General features: G+C 70.5%; 17 protein-coding genes. 1 reads left to right on the top strand and 16 read right to left on the bottom strand.

The window, feature by feature from the left end; translation table 11 throughout:
- Positions 1–76: 76 nt before the first annotated feature.
- Entirely contained in the window at positions 77–1,294 is a 1,218-nt protein-coding gene (locus tag D0Z08_RS04505; protein ID WP_220454033.1) for an oxygenase MpaB family protein, read from the top strand.
- Here D0Z08_RS04505 and D0Z08_RS04500 read toward each other — a convergent pair.
- The 16 genes from D0Z08_RS04500 to rpoB all read right to left on the bottom strand — a co-directional run bounded on the left by D0Z08_RS04500 (position 1,285) and on the right by rpoB (position 22,423).
- The gene (locus tag D0Z08_RS04500) at positions 1,285–1,785 is read right to left on the bottom strand and encodes an O-acetyl-ADP-ribose deacetylase (protein WP_118923091.1); all 501 of its coding nucleotides are present in this window, start codon (positions 1,783–1,785) and stop codon (positions 1,285–1,287) included. The genes D0Z08_RS04505 and D0Z08_RS04500 overlap by 10 nt on opposite strands.
- 31 nt (positions 1,786–1,816) lie before the next feature.
- Complete coding sequence (locus tag D0Z08_RS04495; RefSeq protein WP_118923089.1) at positions 1,817–2,812, bottom strand: DNA topoisomerase IB; 996 nt, start codon at positions 2,810–2,812, stop codon at positions 1,817–1,819.
- Between the two features lie 28 nt (positions 2,813–2,840).
- A complete protein-coding gene (locus tag D0Z08_RS04490; protein WP_118923087.1) occupies positions 2,841–3,155 on the bottom strand; it encodes a DUF1905 domain-containing protein in 315 nt (104 codons plus the stop codon).
- A gap of 43 nt (positions 3,156–3,198) precedes the next feature.
- Positions 3,199–4,173 carry a WD40 repeat domain-containing protein gene (locus tag D0Z08_RS04485; RefSeq protein ID WP_118923085.1) on the bottom strand — a complete coding sequence of 325 codons (975 nt, stop codon included), beginning with the start codon at positions 4,171–4,173 and terminating at the stop codon, positions 3,199–3,201.
- Positions 4,170–5,405, bottom strand: coding sequence for a class I SAM-dependent methyltransferase (locus tag D0Z08_RS04480; RefSeq protein ID WP_118923083.1), 1,236 nt, complete (start codon positions 5,403–5,405; stop codon positions 4,170–4,172). The genes D0Z08_RS04485 and D0Z08_RS04480 overlap by 4 nt, the downstream gene beginning before the upstream one ends.
- Before the next feature lie 110 nt (positions 5,406–5,515).
- Positions 5,516–5,893 carry a type II toxin-antitoxin system death-on-curing family toxin gene (locus D0Z08_RS04475; protein ID WP_118923081.1) on the bottom strand — a complete coding sequence of 126 codons (378 nt, stop codon included), beginning with the start codon at positions 5,891–5,893 and terminating at the stop codon, positions 5,516–5,518.
- A 3-nt stretch (positions 5,894–5,896) separates the two neighbouring features.
- The gene (locus tag D0Z08_RS04470; RefSeq protein ID WP_118923079.1) at positions 5,897–6,097 is read right to left on the bottom strand and encodes a ribbon-helix-helix protein, CopG family; all 201 of its coding nucleotides are present in this window, start codon (positions 6,095–6,097) and stop codon (positions 5,897–5,899) included.
- Between the two features lie 22 nt (positions 6,098–6,119).
- On the bottom strand, positions 6,120–8,876 hold the full coding sequence (locus D0Z08_RS04465) for an FAD-binding and (Fe-S)-binding domain-containing protein (protein ID WP_118923077.1): 2,757 nt from the start codon (positions 8,874–8,876) through the stop codon (positions 6,120–6,122).
- Between the two features lie 24 nt (positions 8,877–8,900).
- The gene (locus D0Z08_RS04460) at positions 8,901–10,379 is read right to left on the bottom strand and encodes a hypothetical protein (protein WP_118923075.1); all 1,479 of its coding nucleotides are present in this window, start codon (positions 10,377–10,379) and stop codon (positions 8,901–8,903) included.
- Positions 10,376–10,900 carry an RNA polymerase sigma factor gene (locus tag D0Z08_RS04455; RefSeq protein ID WP_118923073.1) on the bottom strand — a complete coding sequence of 175 codons (525 nt, stop codon included), beginning with the start codon at positions 10,898–10,900 and terminating at the stop codon, positions 10,376–10,378. Before D0Z08_RS04455 ends, D0Z08_RS04460 begins: the two co-directional genes overlap by 4 nt.
- A 119-nt stretch (positions 10,901–11,019) precedes the next feature.
- On the bottom strand, positions 11,020–12,306 hold the full coding sequence (locus D0Z08_RS04450) for a hydroxyacid-oxoacid transhydrogenase (RefSeq protein WP_118923071.1): 1,287 nt from the start codon (positions 12,304–12,306) through the stop codon (positions 11,020–11,022).
- Between the two features lie 4 nt (positions 12,307–12,310).
- Positions 12,311–13,195, bottom strand: coding sequence for an NUDIX domain-containing protein (locus D0Z08_RS04445; RefSeq protein WP_118923069.1), 885 nt, complete (start codon positions 13,193–13,195; stop codon positions 12,311–12,313).
- Positions 13,196–13,261: 66 nt separating this feature from the next.
- Positions 13,262–14,518 carry a geranylgeranyl reductase family protein gene (locus tag D0Z08_RS04440; RefSeq protein WP_118923067.1) on the bottom strand — a complete coding sequence of 419 codons (1,257 nt, stop codon included), beginning with the start codon at positions 14,516–14,518 and terminating at the stop codon, positions 13,262–13,264.
- Between the two features lie 52 nt (positions 14,519–14,570).
- The gene (locus D0Z08_RS04435) at positions 14,571–14,858 is read right to left on the bottom strand and encodes a hypothetical protein (protein WP_118923065.1); all 288 of its coding nucleotides are present in this window, start codon (positions 14,856–14,858) and stop codon (positions 14,571–14,573) included.
- A gap of 139 nt (positions 14,859–14,997) precedes the next feature.
- Complete coding sequence (locus tag D0Z08_RS04430) at positions 14,998–18,855, bottom strand: DNA-directed RNA polymerase subunit beta' (protein ID WP_118923063.1); 3,858 nt, start codon at positions 18,853–18,855, stop codon at positions 14,998–15,000.
- A gap of 79 nt (positions 18,856–18,934) precedes the next feature.
- Positions 18,935–22,423 (bottom strand): DNA-directed RNA polymerase subunit beta, encoded by a 3,489-nt coding sequence (rpoB, locus tag D0Z08_RS04425; protein ID WP_118923061.1) that lies wholly within the window; start codon positions 22,421–22,423, stop codon positions 18,935–18,937.
- Positions 22,424–22,630 lie beyond the last annotated feature (207 nt).

Here is a 22,630-nt window from a genome sequence, read left to right as displayed (position 1 = left end):
CATCCCTTGTGATCGACGCTGCGAAAATGATACAACGTAACAAATCTTGTATCAAGCGTATCACTCTCAGGAGACCATGGTGGATGGACTCAGCAGGCGCGGAGTGCTGCTCGGCGGCAGCGCGCTCGGCGCCGTCGGCGCGCTCGGCATCGTGGCGCCCGAAGCCTGGAGCTGGTCGGCCACCGGTTCCGCCGTCGGCGCCAGCACCGGAGCCAACCCCGCAACCGTCCACGACGGAGCCGCCGACAAGGTCGTGCGGGCACTGTTCGAGAGAGGCGAGGTCGACCGGGTCAACGAGCTGCTGGCCGACTGGACCCACAACGACCAGGCGCTGCCGGCCCGGCTCCCGAGCGACCTGCACGCCTTCCTCGAGAGCGCGCGGCGCCTCCCGTCCTGGGCCGACCAGGCGAAGATGGCCCGCTATTTCGACTACAACGCGACGCGCGGGCTCTACATCGCCGTTGCCTACGGCATGGGCAGCGGGATGATGAGCTGCGTCATCCCTCGCGAGGCCAAGGCGGTCTACTACTCCGCCGGCGGAGCGGACATGAAGGACCGCATCGCCAAGACCGCGAAGCTGGGCTACGACGTCGGCGCGAAGAACGCCTACGGGCCGACCGGGCGGATGATCGTGACCTGCGTCAAGACCCGGCTGACGCACGCCGCCGTGCGCTACCTGCTGCCCAAGTCCCGCCACTGGAACGCCGCCGCGCCCGAGACCAAGCCCATCAGCCAGGCCGACATCATGGTGACCTGGCACAGCCTCGCCACCTTCACGCACAACAAGATCAAGGCGTGGCAGGTCCCGATCTCGGCCGCCGAGTCATCCTCGTTCCTTCACATCTGGCAGGTCACCGCCCACATGCTGGGGGTCCACGACGAGTTCATCCCGGCGACCTGGGCCTCGGCGAACGCCCAGTCCCGGCAGGTGCTCGACCCGATCCTGGCGCCGTCGAAGGAGGGCATCGAGCTCGCCCACATCCTGACCAGCCTGGCCGCCGACTTCGACCTGGGCCTGAGCCGCACGGCGTTCCGCTCCTTCACGCGCTACACCCTCGGCGACCAGATCGCCGACTGGTTGGAGATCCCCCGCCAGCCGTTCTGGGACCAGTTCGTGGAGTCCGGATGGCCGGCCTTCGTCAAGTTCCGGGAGGGGACCATGACGCTCCCGCTGCCGCCCCAGGGCTACTGGATGTTCGACGAGTTCCTGCGCCAGGGCGCGCTGTTCTACCTCGGCGAGGGCCGGCGCATCAACATCACGATGCCGACGGGCAACAACCCGAACTACTCCTGACCGAGCCGGCTGGCGATCAGGTCGTACGTAGGCCGGCCGAACGCCACCATCCGGGCCAGCTCGACCTGCGTCGGGGTGCCCCGGAGCGTCTCGACCGCCGCGTCGACGGCGTCGTCCAGCGGCCAGCCGTAGACACCGGCACTGACCAGCGGGAACGCGATCGTCCGGGCTCCGAGCTCGTCGGCGACCTCGAGGGCGCGGCGGTAGCACGACGTGAGCAGCCCGCGGTCGCGCTGACCGGCGTTGAAGTTGGGCCCGACCACGTGGATCACCCAGCGGGCGGCCATCTCCCCCGCGGTCGTCCACCCGGCGTCGCCGGTCGCCAGGCCGTCGGGGAAGCGCCGGACACAGTCCTCGAGGACCGCTGGGCCGCCGGCGCGGTGGATGGCGCCGTCGACTCCCCCGCCGCCGCGCATCGCCCGGTTGGCTGCGTTGACCACGGCATCGACGTCCTGCTCGGTGATGTCGCCCTCGACGACCTCGATCTCCATGGCTCCGAGCCTGCCACGGTGGTTCGGCAGGTCAACCGATGAGCCGGAGCACGGCCCGCTCGAGCGCGGCCTGCCGCTGGTCCGGGCCGTCGTACGTCCGCCGGACCGCGGCCCGGATGGTGCGGCCCTCCTCGTAGGCGTCGACGACGCGAGGATCGACGTACGCCGACCGGGCCAGCGTCGCCGAGTTGCCGAGATAGTCGGCGATCTCCCGCATCACCGCAGCCACCGCGCGCTTCCGTGCGGTCGCGCTGACGTCCGCGGGCGCCTCCGCGAGCGCGGCGGCCGCGAGCACCGTCGCGTGCCAGGTGCGGAAGTCCTTCGCGGTGGCGTCGAGCCCGCTGACCTCGCGGAGGTACTCGTTGACCAGGTCGGGAGTCAGCGAGCGCCAGCGACGGCCGACGCGGAAGCACAGCAGGCTCGGGTCCGAGGCAGATCGCCGGCGCCTCATCCGGTCCAGGATCTCCATCACGAGCGGGTCGTCGACCTCGATCCGGTGCTCGACGCCGGACTTGCCGACGAACTGGAACACCAGCACGTCCCGCTCCCGCCGTACGTGCCGACGCTCCAGCGTCGTCAGCCCGAAGGAGCCGTTCTCCGCGGCGTACACGTCGTTGCCGATCCGGAAGTACCCCAGGTCGAGCAGCCGTACGGCGAGCGCGCACCCCACCTCCTCGCAGACCTCGCCGAGGGCGAGGTCGGTCAGCACCCGCTCGCGGACCCGCGGCAGGCGCCGGCCGAACCGCAGCACCCGGTTGTACTTCTCCGCGGACCGCTGCTCGACCCACGCCGGGTGGTAGATGTACTGCCGCCGGCCCGCCTCGTCGACGCCGACCGCCTGGAGGTGGCCGCGCGGGTGCGGGCAGATCCACACCTGCTCCCAGGCCGGCGGGATCACCAGCTCCCGGCAGCGCGCAGCATTGTCGTCGGACAGCCGCTCGCCCCGCTCGTCGAGGTAGACGAAGCCCTTGCCGGCCCGGCGGCGGGTCCAGCCCGGCTGATCGGGGGAGGTTCGCCGCAGCAGCACGGCCTGTAGGTAACCGCTCGCGTCGTCTTCAGACGAGCGAGAGGCTGACCCGCGCCTCGGTGCCCTCGTCGAGCCCTTCGGCCACCCGCACCGCCTTCTTCACCGGCAGGACGTAGGTGCGCCGCTCGCCACTCGGGAAGACCGACGTCCGCCAGGTCGAGCCGCCGATCGTCACCTCGACCCGGACGCTGCCGAAGCCCTTGCCCGGACCCGCCGTCGCCTCGATGTCGTCGGCCGCGTCGAACGGCAGGCTGACGAAGAACCACGCTCCCGACGTGGCCTCGTCCTTGGCGTCCCACCGCCACAGCGGCGCGACGAAGTCGTAGGTCGGCACGCGCCTCATCGTGGCAGCAGGCGCCGACAGGGCCGACCGACAGCGGCGACCGTCAGCGCGGGCGCAGCGAGCGGAGCAGCACCAGCAGGATCACCACGCCGGCGGCCCCGCCCAGCGCCCACGACCAGAACGGACGCGTGGCGTCGGTCTCGTCGTCGGCGGCGGGGTCCTCGGTGGTCTCGACGTCCCGGTCCGGGGCGGCGGTCGTCCCGTCCAGCTCGGCGCGCAGCGCCTTCGGCAGCCCGATCCGCAGCACCTCGCTGTCCGCGCCCTCGGAGCTGACGTAGACGGCGCCGTCGGCGCCGACCGCGATCCCCTCCCCCTGCGGCTGGGAGGGGAGGTCGATCTCGCCGACCTCGTCCAAGGACGGCCAGCGGTAGAACGTCGCGCTGCCGTAGCCGCGGAGCACGAAGTGCTCGCCGTCCGGGAAGAAGGCGCCGTCCGTCGCGATCGGCATCACCTCGCCGAGCATCTCGAGCCGGTTGGGGTCGTCCTTGTCCAGCTTCTCGGGCGCGGCGTAGAGGCGCCCGATGAACTCCTTGGCCACGACCATCACCTGACCCGTGTCCGGGTGGACCAGCAGCGCCTCGGCGTCGTGCGCGCCGTCGGGATAGACCAGGTCGTAGGTGATCGGGTCGACCGGGCCGTCCTCGCCGAACGGCACCCGGAGCAGCTCGATCGAGTCCCGTACGGCGTTGTTGTCACCGATGTCGCCGACGAGGACGTCGCCGTCGGGCATCGGGGCCATCGCCTCGACGTCCTCGGGCTCGCCGTCCCACTCGGTCACCGCCACGGTGCTTCCGTCCGCAGGGTCGACCGTGAAGACCCGGCCGCTGTCACCGGAGTCGTTGACGGTCGCGAACAGCCCCTGCTCGACCACCAGCCCGCTCGACTCGATGATCGCGGGATCGGAGAACGAGAAGACCACCGTCCCGTCGTCCGCGTCCGACTGGTCCGCGGTGAGGGCGAACCCGAGGCCGAACGGCAGCACCGCCAGCCCCGCGAGCAGCTTCTCCAACCCGCTCACCCCGCGCCCGGGTCGTCGGACCCGAGCAGCACCGCGAGCCGCGGGGTGACCTGCCAGGCCGCGACCAGGTCGTCGTACTCCTGCCGCAGCGCGGCGTCCGGCACCGCGCCGGTGCGGACCGCGCGCAGAAGCGTGTTGCGGGGCGTGTGCTGGCTCTCGACGAACTGCATGACGTCGACACGGTAGCCGCGCAGCCGCAGCAGCATCTCGCGCAGCGCGTCGGTGAGGGTGTCGGCGAAGCGCTCGCGCAGGATGCCGTGCCGGGTGAGGGAGGAGTACGGCGCGGGGGTCGGCGCCGCACGCAGCTGGGCCGCGACGTCGTGGTGGCAGCACGGTGCGGCCAGCACCAGGGGCGCCTGCCAGGCGACCGCGCGGGCGAGCGCCTCGTCGGTGGCGGTGTCGCACGCGTGCAGCGCGAGTACGACGTCCGGGCGCTGGTCGCGCTCGGGCAGGCTCGCGCCGTCGATGGTGCCGACCACGAAGTCCGCGTCGATCCCCAGATCCCCGGCGACACGGGCGTTGTGGTCGGCCGACTGCTGCTTCACGTCGACGCCGATCAGCCGCACCGGAAGGTTCCGCTGCTCGGTGAGGAACCGGTGGGCGGCGAACGTCAGGTACCCGTTGCCGCAGCCCAGGTCGACGATGCGCAGCGGGTCGTCGGGAGTCGGCGTGCGGAGCCGGCTGCCGATCGCGTCGCCGATGGAGGAGTCGAGGATCCGGACGAACTCCTCGACCTGGCGGTACTTCGCCTGCCGGCTCGGCTTGATCCGTCCCTGCTGGTCGGCGATGCCGAGCGCGGCGAGCACCGGGTCGTCGGTGGGCAGCAGCCGCTCCTTCTCACGGTCGTGCGCGCGCTCCGCGGTGATGGGCTCGGCCCGGTCGGTGGTGTGGGTGATCGCATCGAGCTTCTTGGTCACCCGCAGCTGGTGCACCTGGCTGGTGGTCTCGGTGTGCCAGTTGCCGAACGGCTCGGCGAGCAGCGCGTCGACCGCGGCATCGGCCGCGTCGCCGATCGGGTGGTTGGCGGTGTGGGCCTGCGTGGCGTCGTACGACGTCACCTGCAGGTGCCGTCCGGCCTTCAGGTCCACCCAGCGCAGCTCGACGCGCCGCCACTGCGGCTGCTGGCCCTTCTGCCGGCCTGACCCCAACGCGCGCACGAGCGTGTCCGCGTCGAGCAGCAGCGCGCGGACGCGGGCCAGGCCCTCGGCCAGCGACTCGGTGGTGGACGCCATCACAGATCCGTCACTTGAGGATGGCCGCGATGACGACGATCACCAGAAGTGCCCCCAGCGCGACCGGGATGATGAGTCGACGGTGGCGTGGGTTCACCGGTTGATCCTATTCACTCGACCGGGACCAGGAACGAACGGACTCGATCAGCGATGTCCTCGACGTCGCGCAGGTCACCCCCCGCGATCGCCATGATGAGGTCGAACTTCTCGTCCTGGGTAGCGACGATGTCGTGGTCGTTCAAGCCGACGAACAGCCGGAGCGCGACGAGGCCGAGCCGCTTGTTGCCGTCGACCAGCGCGTGGTTGGTGACGATCGAGTGCACCAACGCCGCGGCCTTCAGCGCCAGAGTCGGATACGCGTCGTCGCCGAACACGGTCGCCTGCGGTCGGGCCAGCGCGGACTCGAGGAGGCCGACGTCGCGCACGCCCGGAGAGCCGAGAGCCGTCTCGATCGCGAGGAGGTCGTCAAGCCGGAGGTACTCGGTCACGCGCTAGACCGAGCCGAGGCGGTCGAGGGCCTCGCGGTCCTCCTCGAGGATCCGCTTGATGAGGGCATCGCGCTTCTCGCCGCGCTTGGCGACGTACTCGGCGATGGCCCGGACGACCGTCTCGTGCATCGACCTGCCCTCGCGGTCCGCGGTCGCGCGCAGCGCGGCGGTCTGCTCGTCCGTCAGTCGCAGCGTCATCGCCATGATGTGATGATACCTCGCGGTATCACCTGCTACCACCCAGCAGCTCGGCGAGGTGCAGCGCGGTGACCCCCTCGAGGTCCTCGAGCTGGAGCGCGCACGACAGGCCGTCGGCGAGTACGACGGTCTCGGGGTCGGCCGCGCGCGCCGCCCGCACCGCCGGCAGCAGGTGGGACTCGGCGATCGCGACGGAGGTCTCGTAGTGACCCTTCTCGACGCCCCAGTTGCCGGCCAGCCCGCAACAGCCGGGCACGACGGTGACAGTCGCGCCAGCGCGCTCGAGCAGCGTCCGGTCGGTGGCCCAGCCGAGCACCGAGGAGTGGTGGCAGTGCGGCTGCGCCACGATGCTGACCCCGCTGAGGTCGGGCAGGGGCAGGTCGAGCCGGGTCACCAGCTCGGCCAAGGTCAGCACCCCGGCGCCGACCCGACCTGCTGCCGGGTCGCTCACCAGCTCGGCGGCGTCCGAGCGCAGCGCTGCCAGGCAGGACGGCTCGAACGCGACGACGGGCACGCCCGAGTCGACGTACGGCGCGAGCGCGCCCACCGCCTTCCCGACGATCTTCCGCGCGGCGTCGAGCTGACCGGTCGTGATCCACGGCAGCGCGCAGCACGCCTGCTCCTCGATCACGCGGACCGTGAGGCCGGCGCTCTCGAGGTAGCCGATCGCCGCCAGCCCGGGCCCGGTGCGGAAGTAGTCGGTGAACGTGTCGGCCCACACCCAGACGTCGGGGTCGCCAGACCCCCTGCCCACGGCCTTCTTCAGCGTGGGCGAGGCGAAGGTCGGCAGGGACCGACGCTTGTCCACCCCTGCCATCGCCTTCGCCATCGACGCGAGCGGACCGACCCGGAGCCCGGCGTTGTTGAGGCGCGCGACCGGAGCGCCCAACCGCGCCCACCGGGGCAGGCGTCCGAGGAAGTAGTGGGAGCGCGGTCGGCGCTTGCCGGCGTACGTCTGCTGGAGCGCCTCGGACTTGTAGGACGCCATGTCGACGCCGGTCGGGCAGTCGGACGAACAGCCCTTGCAGGACAGGCAAAGGTCGAGCGCCTCGTGCACGGCCGGGTCGGCGAGCCCGCCCGGCAGACCGCCGGTCAGCGCCTCCTGGAGCACCCGCGCGCGGCCGCGGGTGGAGTCCTTCTCGTCGCCGGTCGCGACGAACGACGGGCACATGACGCCGACCGGCGTCGGCGCGACGCACTTGCCGACGCCCGTGCAGCGATGGGCGGCCGCACCGAGCGAGCCGCCGTCGTGCGCCAGCGTCAGGACCGACGCGACGGAGGTCACCGGGCGGACCGGGCGCAGGTCGGCGTCGAACGGCGCCGGGTCGACCAGCACGCCGGGGTTGAGCAGCCCGGCCGGGTCGCACGCGTGCTTCACGGCGGCGAAGAGCGCGAGGGAGGTGTCGTCGTACATGATCGGCAGCAGCTCGGACCGCGCCCGGCCGTCGCCGTGCTCGCCCGACAGCGATCCGCCGTGCTCGCGCAGCCGCTCGGCGCACGCGACCAGGAACTCGCGGAACGCGCTCGGGCCGCCGGAGAAGTCGAAGTCGATCCGCACGTGCACGCAGCCGTCACCGAAGTGGCCGTACGGCACACCGTCGAGCCGGTGCTCACGCAGCAGGGCGTCGAAGTCCCTCAGCCAGGCGCCGAGGTGCTCGGGCGGGACGGCAGCGTCCTCCCAGCCGGAGTACGCCGGCCGCGACAGGCTGCGCGCAGCCAGCCCCGCGCCGTCCTCACGGATCCGCCACAGCGACACCGCCTCAGCGGGCGAACCCACGACCCGCGAGTCCAGGGCACCCGCGGCCGCCAGCACCGACGTGAGCGCAGCGGCCCGCTCGGGCCCGGCGACCTCGACGAACAGCCAGCCACTCCCCCGCGGCAGGTCGGGCACCGCACCACCCCGGGCGCGCACCAGGTCGACGATCCGGGCGTCGAGCCCCTCGCACGCGATCAGTCGCGCCCCGGCACCCACCGCGCCGAGGACGGCAGGCACCGCGTCCGCCGCCTCGACCATCGACGGGTAGCCGAGCACCAGCAGGTCCCGCTCCTCCTCGGCCACCAGCGACATCGTGACCTCGCGCAGCAGCCCGAGCGTGCCCTCGGACCCGGCGAAGAACCGCGGCACCGACAGCTGCTCGGGCAGCAGGTGCTCCAGCGAGTAGCCCGACACCTGACGGGTGAAGCGACCGAAGGACGTCCGCACGTGCGCGAGCTCCGCGGCCACCACCGCCGCGAGCCGCGCCTCGATCTCACCGGGCGCCGCGGTCCGGTCGCCCCAGATCACGTCGGCGTCGACGATCGTGTCGGCGGTCCGCCCGTAGCCCAGCGCCCGCGAGCCGCAGGCGTTGTTGCCGACCATGCCGCCGATGGTGCAGCGGGTGTGCGTGGAGGGGTCCGGCCCGTAGCGGAGGGCGCCCGACGGTATTGCCGCCGCCGCTCGTTGAAGTTGGGCATGGACGATGCCCGGCTCGACCCGTGCCGTCCGGGCGTCGGGGTCGATCGCCAGCACCCGGTCCAGCCGGCGGGTGTCGACGACGATGCCCGGTCCGACCGCGTTGCCCGCGATCGACGTACCGGCACCGCGCATGGTGACCGTCGACCCGGCGACCGCCGCCACCTCGAGCACCGCCTCCAGCTCGTCGCGGTGCCGCGGCCGTGCGACCGCCGCCGGGACGACGCGGTAGAGCGAGGCGTCGGAGGAGTAGAGCGCGCGGGTGAGGGCCGAGTCGTCGGCGTCGACACCTCGGGCTGCCAGTGCGGCAACCAGGTCCCGGGCTTCGCTCACCCGCTCAATCTAGTGGTCGCTCACTCACAACCCGTCGGGGCACTGGTAGAATTCCCTGCCGATGTCGGGTGCGACACAGCCGTGCACCGGGACCGTCGCGCGCAGCGTCGTCCCGTCGACGTACCAGGTCCGGACCCGCACCTCGTAGGCCCAGACCTCCGCGTCGTCCGGGCCCTCGACGAGCAACCGGTCGAGGTAGTCCATGCCGTAGAGCGCGTTGTCGCCGGCGACCCAGGTCCGCACGGTCGGGTGCCCCCCCTCCTCCGTCGTCAGGTTGCTGTAGATGGAGTCGAACGGCGGGCCCAGCGGGGCCTTGTTCAGCCGGACCAGCTCGCCGTCGATGACGGCGAACGCGAACCAGGTGACGTACGTCGTACCGGCCGCGCCCTCGGTCGTGTGGCCGAGGACGACCGGGGTGGCCGAGCCGTCCAGGGCCACGACGCCCTCGAGGGCGGGGTTCGCACCGTCGATCGCGGCGGTGAGGACCTCGTCACCGAGGTCGACCCGGACTTCCGAGCCGGCCACCGACGCGGTGTCGGTCGAGCCGTTGCCGTCGAGGTCGCCGGTGGCGCCGCCGCCGTACTCGCCCTCGACCGCCCAGGTCGACGGCAGGCCCTCCGGGTGTTCCTCCCACCACGGGTCGGCCTCGGGCTCGCCCGTCGTGCCGCCGTCGGTGCCGGTGGAGTTCGGCGGCTCGCCTCCGCCGCACTGCTGCAGGTCGTCGGGGACGGTGGGGTCGACACACCAGGAGCCCTCGCCGACGGGCTGGAGGCGGTCGCCGTGACGGAAGCTGGTCGCCTCGACCGGACCGATCGTCGCGGTGCCGGCCGGCCACTCGTCCTCGCTCTGCCACCACCACAGCTGGGCGCCCTCGCCCACCCACCAGTAGCCGGTGCCGAAGTCCTCGTCGAGGATCTCCGTCAGCTCGCCGTCCCGGAGGCTGATCACGCTCGGAGCGCTGCGGTGCAGGTCCTTCGACGTCGGCTCGAGGACCGCGAAGACCTCCAGGCCGCGCCGGCCGTCGACGTCGGCGGCCTCGGCGAGCTCGAGGGTGCCCAACCTCGGGTACCGGTAGCTGACCGTCTCCCCGGTGGACGAGAGGTCGACCTCGATCGCGCTGCGCGGGCTCGGCTCCGCGCCGCTGTCCAGCTCGACGACCCGGATGGAGTCCTTGGTCCCATCCCCGTCGACGTCGGCGGCGCCCTTGTCGATCTCCATCGGCACCGGGTCGGTCATCGTGGTCGGGTCCGTCGGGCTGGGCGCGACCTGGTCCTCATCGCGCTTCCCGTCGTCGTCCATGGTGTTGGCGAGGGCGAGCAGCGGCAGCGCGATCACGATCAGCGCGACCGCGGCCACGAACAGGTAGGAGCCGGGGCGTTGCCACCACGGGCCGGTCTCGGGCTCGGTCGGCTCGAGGACCGGGTTGAGGGTGAGGTCCTCGGGCTGCACCAGTGCGGCGCGTGCTTCCAGGGCACTGCGAAGACGCTGTTCGATGTCGCTCATCGCTGACCCTCCAGCTTCTTCTCCAGGGCCGCGAGCGCGCGGCTCGCGGTCGACTTGACGGTGCCTCGGGAGATCCCGAGGGCGTCGGCGATCTGGATCTCCGACAGGTCGCTGTAGTAGCGCAGCACCAGCACCTCACGCTGCCGCGTGGGCAGGGTCTGCAGGGCCGCGCACACCTCGCGGTGCTCCTCGCTGAGCACCGCCAGGTCGTCGGGCCCGGCGCGGGACGCGTCCTCGGGCGGCGTGTAGGCCCGGGCCGTACGACGACGCCGGAGTGCCGAGCGGGCCCGGTTCACGACGCCGCGCCTGAGATAGCCGACGGCTGCGTCCGGGTCGCGGAGCTGCTTGCCACCGGTCAGCAGGCTGGCGAACACGTCGTGGACGACGTCCTCGGCTGCCGCGATGTCGTCGACGAGCAGCACCGCCAGCCGCACCAGGCTGAGCCGGTGGGCGGCGTACAGGTCGGCGGCGAGCTGCTCAGGGGTCGTCGCGACGTCCCCGACCACCGCCAGCCTCCGCATGGGGACCCCTCGTCTGCTCACTGCACAACCCCGACACCCCTATTGACGCCTGTCACGCGTCGAGGTTGCCCCGGATCCAGAAGAAAAACTCAGGGATCGGCGGATCGGCCGAGAGACTGTCACCAGTTGCGCAGCGAGGCGCCGATGATCCCCGCGAGGTCGTCGGCGGTGACAGCCTTGGGGGCGGTGGCGAGCAGTCGCTGCTGCTGGACCGCGCCCTCCACCAGGTCGTCGACGTCGGCCTCGCCGTAGCCGACCTCCTCGAGGCCGTTGGGCAGCCCGATGTCGAGCATCAGCGCCGCGAGCGTGCGGGGCAGCACGTCCGGCCCGGTCCCCTCGGCCGCCGGGTCGAGCAGCCGGGCGGCCCGCAGGTGCCGCTCGGGCGCGGCGTCGAACGTGAACCGGAACGCCTCCGGCGCCGTGAGCGCGACCGCCATCCCGTGCGGCACGATCGGCTCCGCGTCGGGATACCCGGCCGGGCGGAAGTCGCGCACCCGGCCCGCGATCGGGTAGGCGTTGGCGTGCGGGATGTGGACGCCGGCGTTGCCGAACCCGAGGCCCGCGAAGGTCGCTGCCAGCGCCATCTGCTCGGCCACGTCCGGCGCCATCCGGTGGTCGCTCGACGTGCCGACGGCCGAGCGGAACGCACCGGCCAGCATGCCCAGGGCCCGCTCCGACCAGAGGTCGGCGATCGGGTTGGCGCCGCAGTAGGGCACCCGCTGCTCGGGGGTCTTGGCGTCGAAGTCGGCGTACCAGCGGGCGGTGTAGCTCTCGAGCGCGTGGCAGAGGATGTCCATCCCTGCTGCGGCGGTCACGCCGGAGGGCTGGGTGGCGCTCAGGTCGGGGTCGACGACCGCGAGCCGTGGCCGGAGGGCCGGGTGGCTGATGCCGGTCTTGACCTTGAGCGCGAGCACGTCCATCACGCAGATGGTGGTGCTCTCGCTGCCGGTGCCGGTCGTCGTCGGCACCGCCACCAGCGGCAGCAACGGCTGCCGCGGGGCCCGCGCCTTCCCGACCGGTGCGTTGATGTAGTCCATCAGGTCGCCGGGGTTGGACACGAGCAGCGCCACCGCCTTGGCGGTGTCGATCGACGAGCCACCTCCGACCGCCACCACCGCGTCGAAGGGGCCCTCGGCCCGGGCGAACTCCACCGCGTGCGTCAGCGACGCATCGGTCGGCTCGACATGGGTCTCGTCGTACGTCGTGACGGCGAGGCCGTGCTTCACCAGGCCCTCCGCCACCGTGGCCGGGTGCCCCGCAGCGGCGACGCCGGGATCCGTCACCAGCAGCACGCGCCGCGCTCCCCAGGTCGCCAGGTCGTAGCCGAACTCGCGGGACGCCCCGCGCCCGAACTTCAGGGCCGGCGCCGCATAGGTGAAGATCGATTCGCGGTGGTCGAGACTCACTCGCTCAACCTAGCGGTCGGCCAGCCGCCACGATCGCCGCGCGCACCAGGCTGCTGTACGACGCCTCGTCGGCCGCGATCTCGGCGAGCGGCACCCAGGCGACCGCATCCGTCGTGCCGTCGACCTCGACGACTCGCGGCTGGGTGCCCGTCGGGACACTCACCCGATAGACGATCCGGATCGCGTGGAAGTCCTCGTGCCGGCCGTTCGGTGCGGTGCCGGTGAAGTGGTGGTCGTCGACGGTGAGCAGGTCGCCCAGCTCGCCGGCGAGGCCGCACTCCTCGTGCAGCTCGCGCAGCACGGTGGCCGCCGGCGACTCGCCGTGGTCGACGCCGCCGCCGGGGAGCGTCCAGACCCCGGGGTGCGGCCCGAGCGCCGAGTTGCGGGTCAGCAGCAGGGCGCCGTCGCGCTCGACATAGGCGTACGCCGCGATCCGCTGCCGCCGGTGCGGCTGGAGCACCGCGAGGGCCTCGGTCACCAGGCTGACGGTCGGCAGCGAACCGTCGAGCACTGCAGCGACCGGCTGCCACGCGGCGTCGGCCGTCGAGCCGTCGATCTCCATGACGCGCGGGTCGGGCGAGTCGGCAGCCACCCAGCCGTCGTACACGATGCGCACGGAGTGCGCGTCCACGCGACGGCCGCGGCGCCAGGTGTCGGACAGGTGCATCGAGAAGACGTGCGCGGTGTCGCCGACCTCCGCCCGCAGGCCGGTCTCCTCGTAGATCTCCCGGACGACGGCGGCCTGCGGGTCCTCGCCGTGGTCGACCCCGCCGCCCGGCAGCGTCCAGAGCTCGTGCTTCGTGACCCGCTCGGCCAGGCGGGTCAGCAGGATCCGGTCACCGCGGACGATGACGGCGTACGCCGCCAGCCGCTGCACCTGCTGCCCCATGCCCGTCCTCCTAGCGACGCCCACCCTAGAGGAGCCGCTCCCCGGCCGACCGGTCATCGGAGCAGCTCAGGCGAACGGCGGCCGGGCGTCGCGGGCCAGCGACCGGCGGCCGGCCCAGCGCCACACCCGGGCCGCGCGGTCGCGGTCCTCGTCGGTCACCAGGTTGCCCATCCAGCGCAGCGCCAGCGTCATCAGCAGGTCCGACCGCATGCCGACCGGTCCGAGCGCGGGCAGCAGCCGGGGGACGGTCACCAGCCCGGCGAGGCGGCGCGCGATCGAGAACGACTCGCCGTAGTGCTCCCGGAGCACCGCCGGCCAGACGATCCCGAGGTCGCTCCGAGGCTGCTCGGTCATCAGCTCGGCCACCCATCGACCGGTCTCGAGACCGTAGTCGATGCCTTCGCCGTTGAGCGGGTTCACGCATGCCGCCGCATCGCCGATCAGTGCCCAGTTGGGGCCGGCGACGTTCGACACCGCGCCGCCCATCGGCAGCAGCGCCGACGTCGGCATCCGCAGCTCGTCGCCGAGCTCGAACGCCTCGCGCCGCTCGTCGGCGTAGAACTTCATCAGGGGCTTGATGGCGATGTCGGCCGGCCGCTTGGCCGTGGCCAGGGTCCCGACGCCGAGGTTGACCCCACCGGCGTCGTTGCCGAGCGGGAAGATCCACCCGTAGCCGGACAGGATCTCGCCCACCTGGCCGCGCAGCTCCAGGTGGGAGCTGATCCAGGGGTCGTCCGGCTTGGTCGAGGAGACGTAGCAGCGGCCGGCGACGCCGTAGACGGTGTCGCGGTGCCACTCGCGGCCGAGGACCTTGCCGAGCGGCGAGCGGACGCCGTCGGCGACCACGAGTCGTTCGCACTCGATCTCGAACCGCTCACCACCACGCGCTCCGCGTGCGAAGACGACGGCCGCGACCCGGCCGCCCTCCATGCGGACGTCGACCGCGCGGGCGCCGTCGATCCCGGTGGCTCCCGCCTTGATCGCCGTCGTGCGGAGGTAGTCGTCGAGCTCGGTGCGCGCGATCGCGCTGCCCCAGTCCGGCAGGTGCCCACCGGGCCAGGGCAGGTGCAGGGTCTGGCCGAACCCGTGCGCGCGCAAACCCTGGTTGACGGTGTGCGCCCGCACCCAGTCGGTCAGACCCAGTCGGTCCAGCTCGCCGATCGCGCGGGGCGTCAGCCCGTCACCACACGTCTTGTCGCGGGGAAACACCGCCGCGTCCGTGAGTACGACGTCCGCACCCAGGCGCGCCGCCCAGGCCGCGGCCGCGGAGCCCGCCGGGCCCGCGCCCACGACCAGCACGTCGGTGCGCTGCGGGGTTGTCACCCCGCCATTGTCTCAGCCCGTTGTCAGGGACGACCCGGCGGTCCGGCCGCTGTCAGGTGTCGTCGAGGGTGAACTTCTTCTCGGCCTCGTCGAAGCCCGGCTCGTCGGTGAACATGCCCTTCTCGCCGTCGAACTCGCGCCCCGCGTTGCTGACCTCCGTCGTCTCCGGGCGGTTCTCCGGATCCAGGCGCTTCTTGCGGTCCTCCAGGATCTCGTCGACGGTCGACCCATCGAATCCCTTGGCGTCCGCGGGAAACTCACCCTCCGGCGCCTCGACGACGTCCGCGTTCCCGGCCTGCTGGTCCTGGCCCTGGTCCTGGTCCTGGGATTCCCTGGGCATGCCGTGCTCCTCTCGTTGGACGGTGCTCTCGAGAGGGCGGTACCCGATACGGCGGATGGCATCACAAAGCCCCCGCGAGCGAGCTCGCGGGGGCCTTGTGTTGCTCGATCTGGCTCTTACACCAGAACGTCGCTTCGCATCAGTTCTGGTAGGAACCGAAGTCGAAGTCGTCGAGCGCGACGGCCTGGCCGCCGGTGTTGCCGAACTCGTAGTCGTATGACTCGTAGCCGGTGACGGCGTACGCCGCCTGACGCGCCTCCTCGGTCGGCTCCACCCGGATCGCGCGGTAGCGCTCCAGGCCGGTGCCGGCGGGGATCAGCTTGCCGATGATCACGTTCTCCTTCAGACCGCGCAGCGAGTCCGAGCGAGCGTTGATCGCGGCGTCGGTGAGCACCCGGGTGGTCTCCTGGAAGGAGGCCGCCGAGAGCCACGACTCCGTCGCCAGCGAGGCCTTCGTGATGCCCATCAGCTCCGGACGACCCGAGGCGGGCTTGCTGCCCTCGGAGACCACGCGGCGGTTCTCCTCCTCGAACTTGACGCGGTCGACCAGGTCGGACGGCAGCAGGTTGGTCTCACCCGACTCGAGCACCGTGATCCGGCGCAGCATCTGCCGCACGATGATCTCGATGTGCTTGTCGTGGATCGACACGCCCTGGCTCCGGTAGACCTCCTGGACCTCGTCGACGAGGTGCTGCTGGGTCCGCCGGACACCGAGGATCCGCAGCACCTCCTTCGGGTCCGGGGTGCCCTGCGTGAGCATCTGGCCGACCTCGATGTGGTCGCCGTCGGCGACCAGGAGCCGCGAGCGCCGGGAGACGACGTACTCCTTCACGTCGCTGCCGTCGTCCGGGGTGACCAGGACCTTGCGGGCCTTGTCGGACTCCTCGATCTCGACCCGGCCTGCGGCCTCGGAGATCGGCGAGACACCCTTGGGGGTGCGGGCCTCGAAGAGCTCGACCACACGGGGCAGACCCTGCGTGATGTCGTCGGCCGAGGCCACACCACCGGTGTGGAAGGTCCGCATCGTCAGCTGCGTACCGGGCTCACCGATCGACTGGGCGGCGATGATGCCGACCGCCTCGCCGATGTCGACGAGCTTGCCGGTGGCCAGCGAGCGGCCGTAGCACTTCGCGCAGGTGCCGGTGCGGGCGTCGCAGGTCAGGACCGAGCGAACCATGACCTCCTCGATGCCGGCCTCGATCAGCTCCGCGATCTTCACGTCGCCGAGGTCGTCGCCGGCGGCGGCGAGCTGCTCGCCGGTCTCCGGGTGGAGGACCTCGACCGCCGAGGTGCGGGCGTACGCCGCGGTCTCGGCGTTCTCGTGCTTGACGACGGTGCCGTTGGCGTCGCGCTCGCCGATCACCTTCGGCAGACCGCGCTCGGTGCCACAGTCGTCCTCACGGATGATGACGTCCTGCGACACGTCGACCAGACGACGGGTCAGGTAGCCCGAGTCAGCCGTCCGCAGCGCGGTGTCGGCCAGTCCCTTGCGGGCACCGTGGGTGGAGATGAAGTACTCCAGCACGGAGAGACCCTCGCGGAAGTTCGCCTTGATCGGCCGCGGGATGATCTCGCCCTTCGGGTTCGCCACCAGACCACGCATGGCGCCGACCTGGCGGATCTGGTTGAAGTTACCGGAGGCGCCGGAGGTGACCTGCATGAAGATCGGGTTCGTCTTGTCGAACGCCTTCTCCATCGCGTCACCGACCTGCTTGCCGGCCTCGGTCCAGATCTCGATGAGCTCCTGGCGACGCTCGTCGTCGGTGATCAGACCGCGCTCGAACTGCTTCTGGATCTTCGCGGCCTTCTCCTCGAAGCCCGCGAGCAGCGCGGCCTTGTTGGGCGGGGTCGTGACGTCCGCGATGGACACGGTCACGCCGGACCGGGTGGCCCAGTGGAAACCGGTGTCCTTGAGGGCGTCGAGCGACGCGGCGACCTCGACCTTGCCGTAACGCTCGGCGAGGTCGTTGACGATCGCGCCGAGCTGCTTCTTGCCGACCTCGTAGTTCACGAAGGGGTAGTCGGCCGGCAGGGTGTCGTTGAAGAGCGACCGGCCCAGGGTGGTCTCGAGCAGGATCGGCTCACCCGGCTCGGCGCCCTCGACGACCGCGTCGTTGAACCGGATCCGGACCTTGCTCTGCAGCAGGATCTCGCCCCGGTCGAACGCCATGATCGCCTCGGCCGGCGACGAGAACACCCGGCCCTCGCCGATGGCACCCTCGCGGTCGGTCGTGAGGAAGAACAGACCGATGATCATGTCCTGGGTCGGCATGGTGACCGGCCGGCCGTCGGACGGCTTGAGGATGTTGTTGGTCGACAGCATCAGGATCCGCGCCTCGGCCTGGGCCTCGGCGGACAGCGGCAGGTGCACCGCCATCTGGTCGCCGTCGAAGTCCGCGTTGAACGCGGTACAGACGAGCGGGTGGATCTGGATCGCCTTGCCCTCGATCAGCTGCGGCTCGAAGGCCTGGATGCCGAGACGGTGCAGCGTGGGCGCACGGTTGAGCAGCACCGGGTGCTCGGTGATGACCTCTTCGAGGACGTCCCACACGACCGGGCGGGCGCGCTCGACCATCCGCTTGGCGGACTTGATGTTCTGCGCGTGCGACAGGTCGACGAGCCGCTTCATGACGAACGGCTTGAAGAGCTCGAGCGCCATCTGCTTCGGCAGACCGCACTGGTGCAGCTTCAGCTGCGGACCGGAGACGATGACCGAACGGCCCGAGTAGTCGACACGCTTGCCGAGCAGGTTCTGGCGGAACCGACCCTGCTTGCCCTTGAGCATGTCGGACAGCGACTTCAGCGGCCGGTTGCCCGGGCCGGTGACCGGACGACCGCGACGACCGTTGTCGAACAGCGAGTCGACGGCCTCCTGGAGCATCCGCTTCTCGTTGTTGACGATGATCTCCGGCGCGCCGAGGTCGAGCAGCCGCTTGAGGCGGTTGTTCCGGTTGATCACCCGGCGGTAGAGGTCGTTGAGGTCAGAGGTCGCGAACCGGCCACCGTCGAGCTGCACCATCGGGCGCAGGTCCGGCGGGATGACCGGTACGGCGTCGAGGACCATGCCCTGCGGCTTGTTGCCGGTCTTGCGGAACGCGTCGACGACCTTGAGCCGCTTGAGCGCGCGCACCTTGCGCTGGCCCTTGCCGGTGGCGATGGTCTCGCGCAGCGACGCGACCTCGGCCTCGATGTCGAAGCTCTGGAGCCGCTTCTGGATCGCCGTGGCGCCCATGTGGCCCTCGAAGTACTTGCCGAACCAGTTCTTCATCTCCCGGTACAGCACCTCGTCACCCATGAGGTCCTGGACCTTGAGGCTCTTGAAGGTGTCCCAGACCTCGTCGAGGCGGGCGATCTCCAGCTCGGAGCGCTTGCGGATCTGCGCCATCTCGCGCTCCGCGCCGTCCTTGACCTTGCGCTTCTGGTCGGCCTTGGCGCCCTCGGCCTCGAGAGCACCGAGGTCGTCCTCGAGCTTCTTGGCCCGGTCGTTGATCGCGCCGTCGAGGCGGTCGGTGAGCATCTTGCGCTGCTGGCCGACCTTGGCCTCGAGCGAGGACAGGTCGCGGTGACGGGCGTCCTCGTCGACGGCGGTGATCATGTACGCCGCGAAGTAGATGACCTTCTCGAGGTCCTTCGGGGCCAGGTCGAGCAGGTAGCCGAGGCGGCTCGGAACACCCTTGAAGTACCAGATGTGGGTGACCGGAGCGGCGAGCTCGATGTGGCCCATCCGCTCACGACGCACCTTGGAGCGGGTCACCTCGACGCCGCAGCGCTCGCAGATGATGCCCTTGAAGCGGACCCGCTTGTACTTGCCGCAGTAGCACTCCCAGTCCCGGGTGGGACCGAAGATCTTCTCGCAGAAGAGGCCGTCACGCTCGGGCTTGAGCGTGCGGTAGTTGATGGTCTCCGGCTTCTTGACCTCGCCGTGGCTCCACGTACGGATGTCGTCCGCGGTGGCCAGGCCGATCTGAAGCTGGTCGAAGAAGTTCACGTCGAGCACGATGGCTGCAACCCTTCGGTAGTTCTAAGAGATAAAGATTGTTTGGGGGCGAAGGCGGGGCCCGTGCGGGCCCCGCACCTCACACCTCTTCGACCGAGCTGGGCTCGCGGCGGGACAGGTCGATGCCGAGCTCCTCGGCGGCGCGGAAGACGTCTTCCTCCGCGTCGCGCATCTCGATGGCCGTGCCGTCCTGCGACAGCACCTCCACGTTGAGGCAGAGCGACTGCATCTCCTTGACGAGCACCTTGAACGACTCGGGGATGCCCGAGTCGGGGATGTTCTCGCCCTTGACGATCGCCTCATACACCTTGACCCGGCCCGGCACGTCGTCGGACTTGATGGTCAGGAGCTCCTGGAGGGCGTAGGCGGCGCCGTACGCCTCCATGGCCCACACCTCCATCTCACCGAAGCGCTGGCCACCGAACTGGGCCTTACCGCCGAGCGGCTGCTGGGTGATCATCGAGTACGGGCCCGTCGAGCGCGCGTGGATCTTGTCGTCGACGAGGTGGTGGAGCTTGAGGATGTACATGTAGCCCACCGACACCGGGTCCGTGAACGGCTCGCCGGAGCGGCCGTCGAAGAGCCGGGCCTTGCCGTCCTCGGCGATCATCCGCACGCCGTCCCGGTTGGGGAGCGTCGAGCCGAGCAGACCGGTGATCTCGTCCTCGCGGGCGCCGTCGAAGACCGGCGTCGCCAGCTTGGTGTTGGGCTCCGCCTTGTCGGCGTGGATCGAGATCAGGCTCTGCTTCCAGCTGGCGTCGTCGGGGTCGCCGGACAGGTTGAGGTCCCATCCCTGCTTGCCGAGCCAGCCGAGGTGGAGCTCGAGGATCTGACCGATGTTCATCCGTCGCGGCACACCCAGCGGGTTGAGCACGACGTCGACCGGGGTGCCGTCCTCCATGAACGGCATGTCCTCGACCGGCAGGATCTTCGCGATGACGCCCTTGTTGCCGTGGCGGCCGGCGAGCTTGTCGCCCACCGAGATCTTCCGCTTCTGGGCCACGTAGACGCGCACGAGCTGGTTGACACCCGGGGGCAGCTCGTCGCCGTCCTCGCGGTCGAAGACCCGGACGCCGATGACCGTGCCGGACTCACCGTGCGGCACCTTCATCGACGTGTCGCGGACCTCGCGCGCCTTCTCACCGAAGATCGCGCGGAGCAGCCGCTCCTCCGGCGTCAGCTCGGTCTCGCCCTTGGGCGTGACCTTGCCGACCAGGATGTCGCCGGTCGTGACCTCGGCACCGATCCGGATGATGCCGCGCTCGTCGAGGTCGGCGAGCATCTCCTCGCTGACGTTCGGGATGTCGCGGGTGATCTCCTCCGGCCCGAGCTTCGTGTCGCGGGCGTCGACCTCGTGCTCCTCGATGTGGATCGAGGTGAGGACGTCCTCCTGCACCAGCCGCTGGCTGAGGATGATCGCGTCCTCGTAGTTGTGGCCCTCCCACGGCATGAACGCCACGAGCAGGTTGGTGCCCAGCGCCATCTCCGCCTGGTCGGTGCACGGACCGTCGGCGATCGGCGAGCCGACCTCGAGCCGGTCACCCACCTCGACCAGCGGGCGCTGGTTGATGCAGGTGCCCTGGTTGGACCGCTTGAACTTCGCCAGCCGGTAGGTCTGGTAGGTGCCGTCGTCGTTCATGACCTCGACCAGGTCGGCCGAGACACCCTGGACCACACCGCCCTTCTCGGCCACCAGCACGTCACCGGCGTCGACCGCGGCACGGAACTCGATGCCGGTGCCGACGATCGGGCTGTCGCTGCGGATGAGCGGGACCGCCTGACGCTGCATGTTGGCGCCCATGAGCGCGCGGTTGGCGTCGTCGTGCTCGAGGAACGGGATCAGGGCCGTGGCCACCGACACCATCTGCCGCGGCGAGACGTCCATGTAGTCGACGTCGTCGCCCGGGATCTCGGAGACCTCGCCCTGGCGCAGGCGCACGAGCACCCGCTCCTCGGCGAACTTGTTGTTCTTGTCGAGAGCCGCGTTGGCCTGCGCGATGACGTAACGGTCCTCGTCGTCCGCGGTGAGGTAGTCGATCTGGTCGGTGACGACACCGTCGACGACCTTCCGGTACGGCGTCTCGACGAAGCCGAACGGGTTGATCCGTCCGTACGACGCGAGCGAGCCGATCAGACCGATGTTCGGGCCTTCCGGCGTCTCGATCGGGCACATCCGGCCGTAGTGCGACGGGTGGACGTCACGGACCTCCATGCCGGCGCGGTCACGGGACAGACCACCCGGGCCGAGGGCCGAGAGCCGGCGCTTGTGGGTCAGACCGGCGATCGGGTTGGTCTGGTCCATGAACTGCGACAGCTGCGAGGTGCCGAAGAACTCCTTCAGCGCCGCGACGACCGGGCGGATGTTGATCAGCGACTGCGGCGTGATCGCCTCGACGTCCTGGGTGGTCATCCGCTCGCGGACGACCCGCTCCATCCGGGCGAGGCCGGTGCGCAGCTGGTTCTGGATCAGCTCGCCGACGGTCCGCATCCGGCGGTTGCCGAAGTGGTCGATGTCGTCGGAGCTGATCTCGATGACACCCTGCGGCGTCTCGAGCTCGGTGCGGCCGTCGTGCAGCGCCACGATGTAGCGGATGGTGGCGACCATGTCCGAGATGGTCATGGTCTGCTGGTCGAACGGCTGGTCCTGGCCCAGCTTCTTGTTGATCTTGTAGCGGCCGACCTTGGCGAGGTCGTAGCGCTTCGGGTTGAAGTAGTAGTTGCGCAGCAGCGTCAGCGCGGCCTCACGCGTGGGCGGCTCGCCCGGGCGCAGCTTGCGGTAGATGTCCAGCAGCGCGTCGTCCGGGCCCTGGGTGTTGTCCTTCTCCTCGGTCAGCTGGATCGACTCGAACTGACGGAGGTCGGCCATGACGGCCTCGTAGTCGTAGGCCTCGCCGGTGTCCTCGGCGATCGCCTGCAGCGCCTTCAGCAGCACCGTGACGTTCTGCTTGCGCTTGCGGTCGAGACGGACGCCGACCATGTCGCGCTTGTCGATCTCGAACTCCAGCCACGCGCCCCGGCTCGGGATCAGCTTGGCGGTGTAGATGTCCTTGTCGGACGTCTTGTCGGCGGTGCGCTCGAAGTAGACGCCGGGCGACCGGACCAGCTGGGAGACGACGACACGCTCGGTGCCGTTGATCACGAACGTGCCCTTGGGGGTCATGAGCGGGAAGTCGCCCATGAAGACCGTCTGGCCCTTGATCTCGCCGGTCTCGTTGTTGGTGAACTCGGCCGACACGTAGAGCGGCGCGGAGTAGGTGAGGTCCTTCTCCTTGCACTCGTCGACGGTGTACTTCGGGTCGTAGAAGACCGGGTTCTCGAACGAGAGCGACATCGTCTCGGAGAAGTCCTCGATCGGCGAGATCTCCTCGAAGATCTCGGTGAGGCCGGACTTGTCGGACACGTCCTCACCAGCAGCGCGGCGCGACACGACGCGGGCCTGGTGGGCCTCGTTGCCGACCAGCCAGTCGAAGCTGTCGGTCTGGAGCGAGAGGAGCTGTGGAAGCTCGAGTGGTTCGGAGATCTTTGCGAAAGAGATGCGGGACTTACCGGGGGCGGTACGCGCGGCCAAGAGGTGTCCTTCGACGGGTTCGCTCTTTGAGATCGCCTCCCCACCACATCAACGGCCACCGGGCAGGCCGAAGCGCATCTGAGGGCAGGCGCAAGGCGCCACGATACACGAAATCCGGGCGCTAACCAATACCAGCAACCACCCACTGACCACGACCTTCTCGGCCAGGGACGAGCCCTCACGGGATCATGCTGTGCGGACCGTCGT

The organism is Nocardioides immobilis (genome assembly GCF_003515065.1).
Lineage (GTDB): Bacteria > Actinomycetota > Actinomycetes > Propionibacteriales > Nocardioidaceae > Nocardioides > Nocardioides immobilis.
The sequence above is the reverse complement of the archived record's forward strand: the minus strand, read 5'-3'. Positions and strand labels throughout refer to the sequence as shown.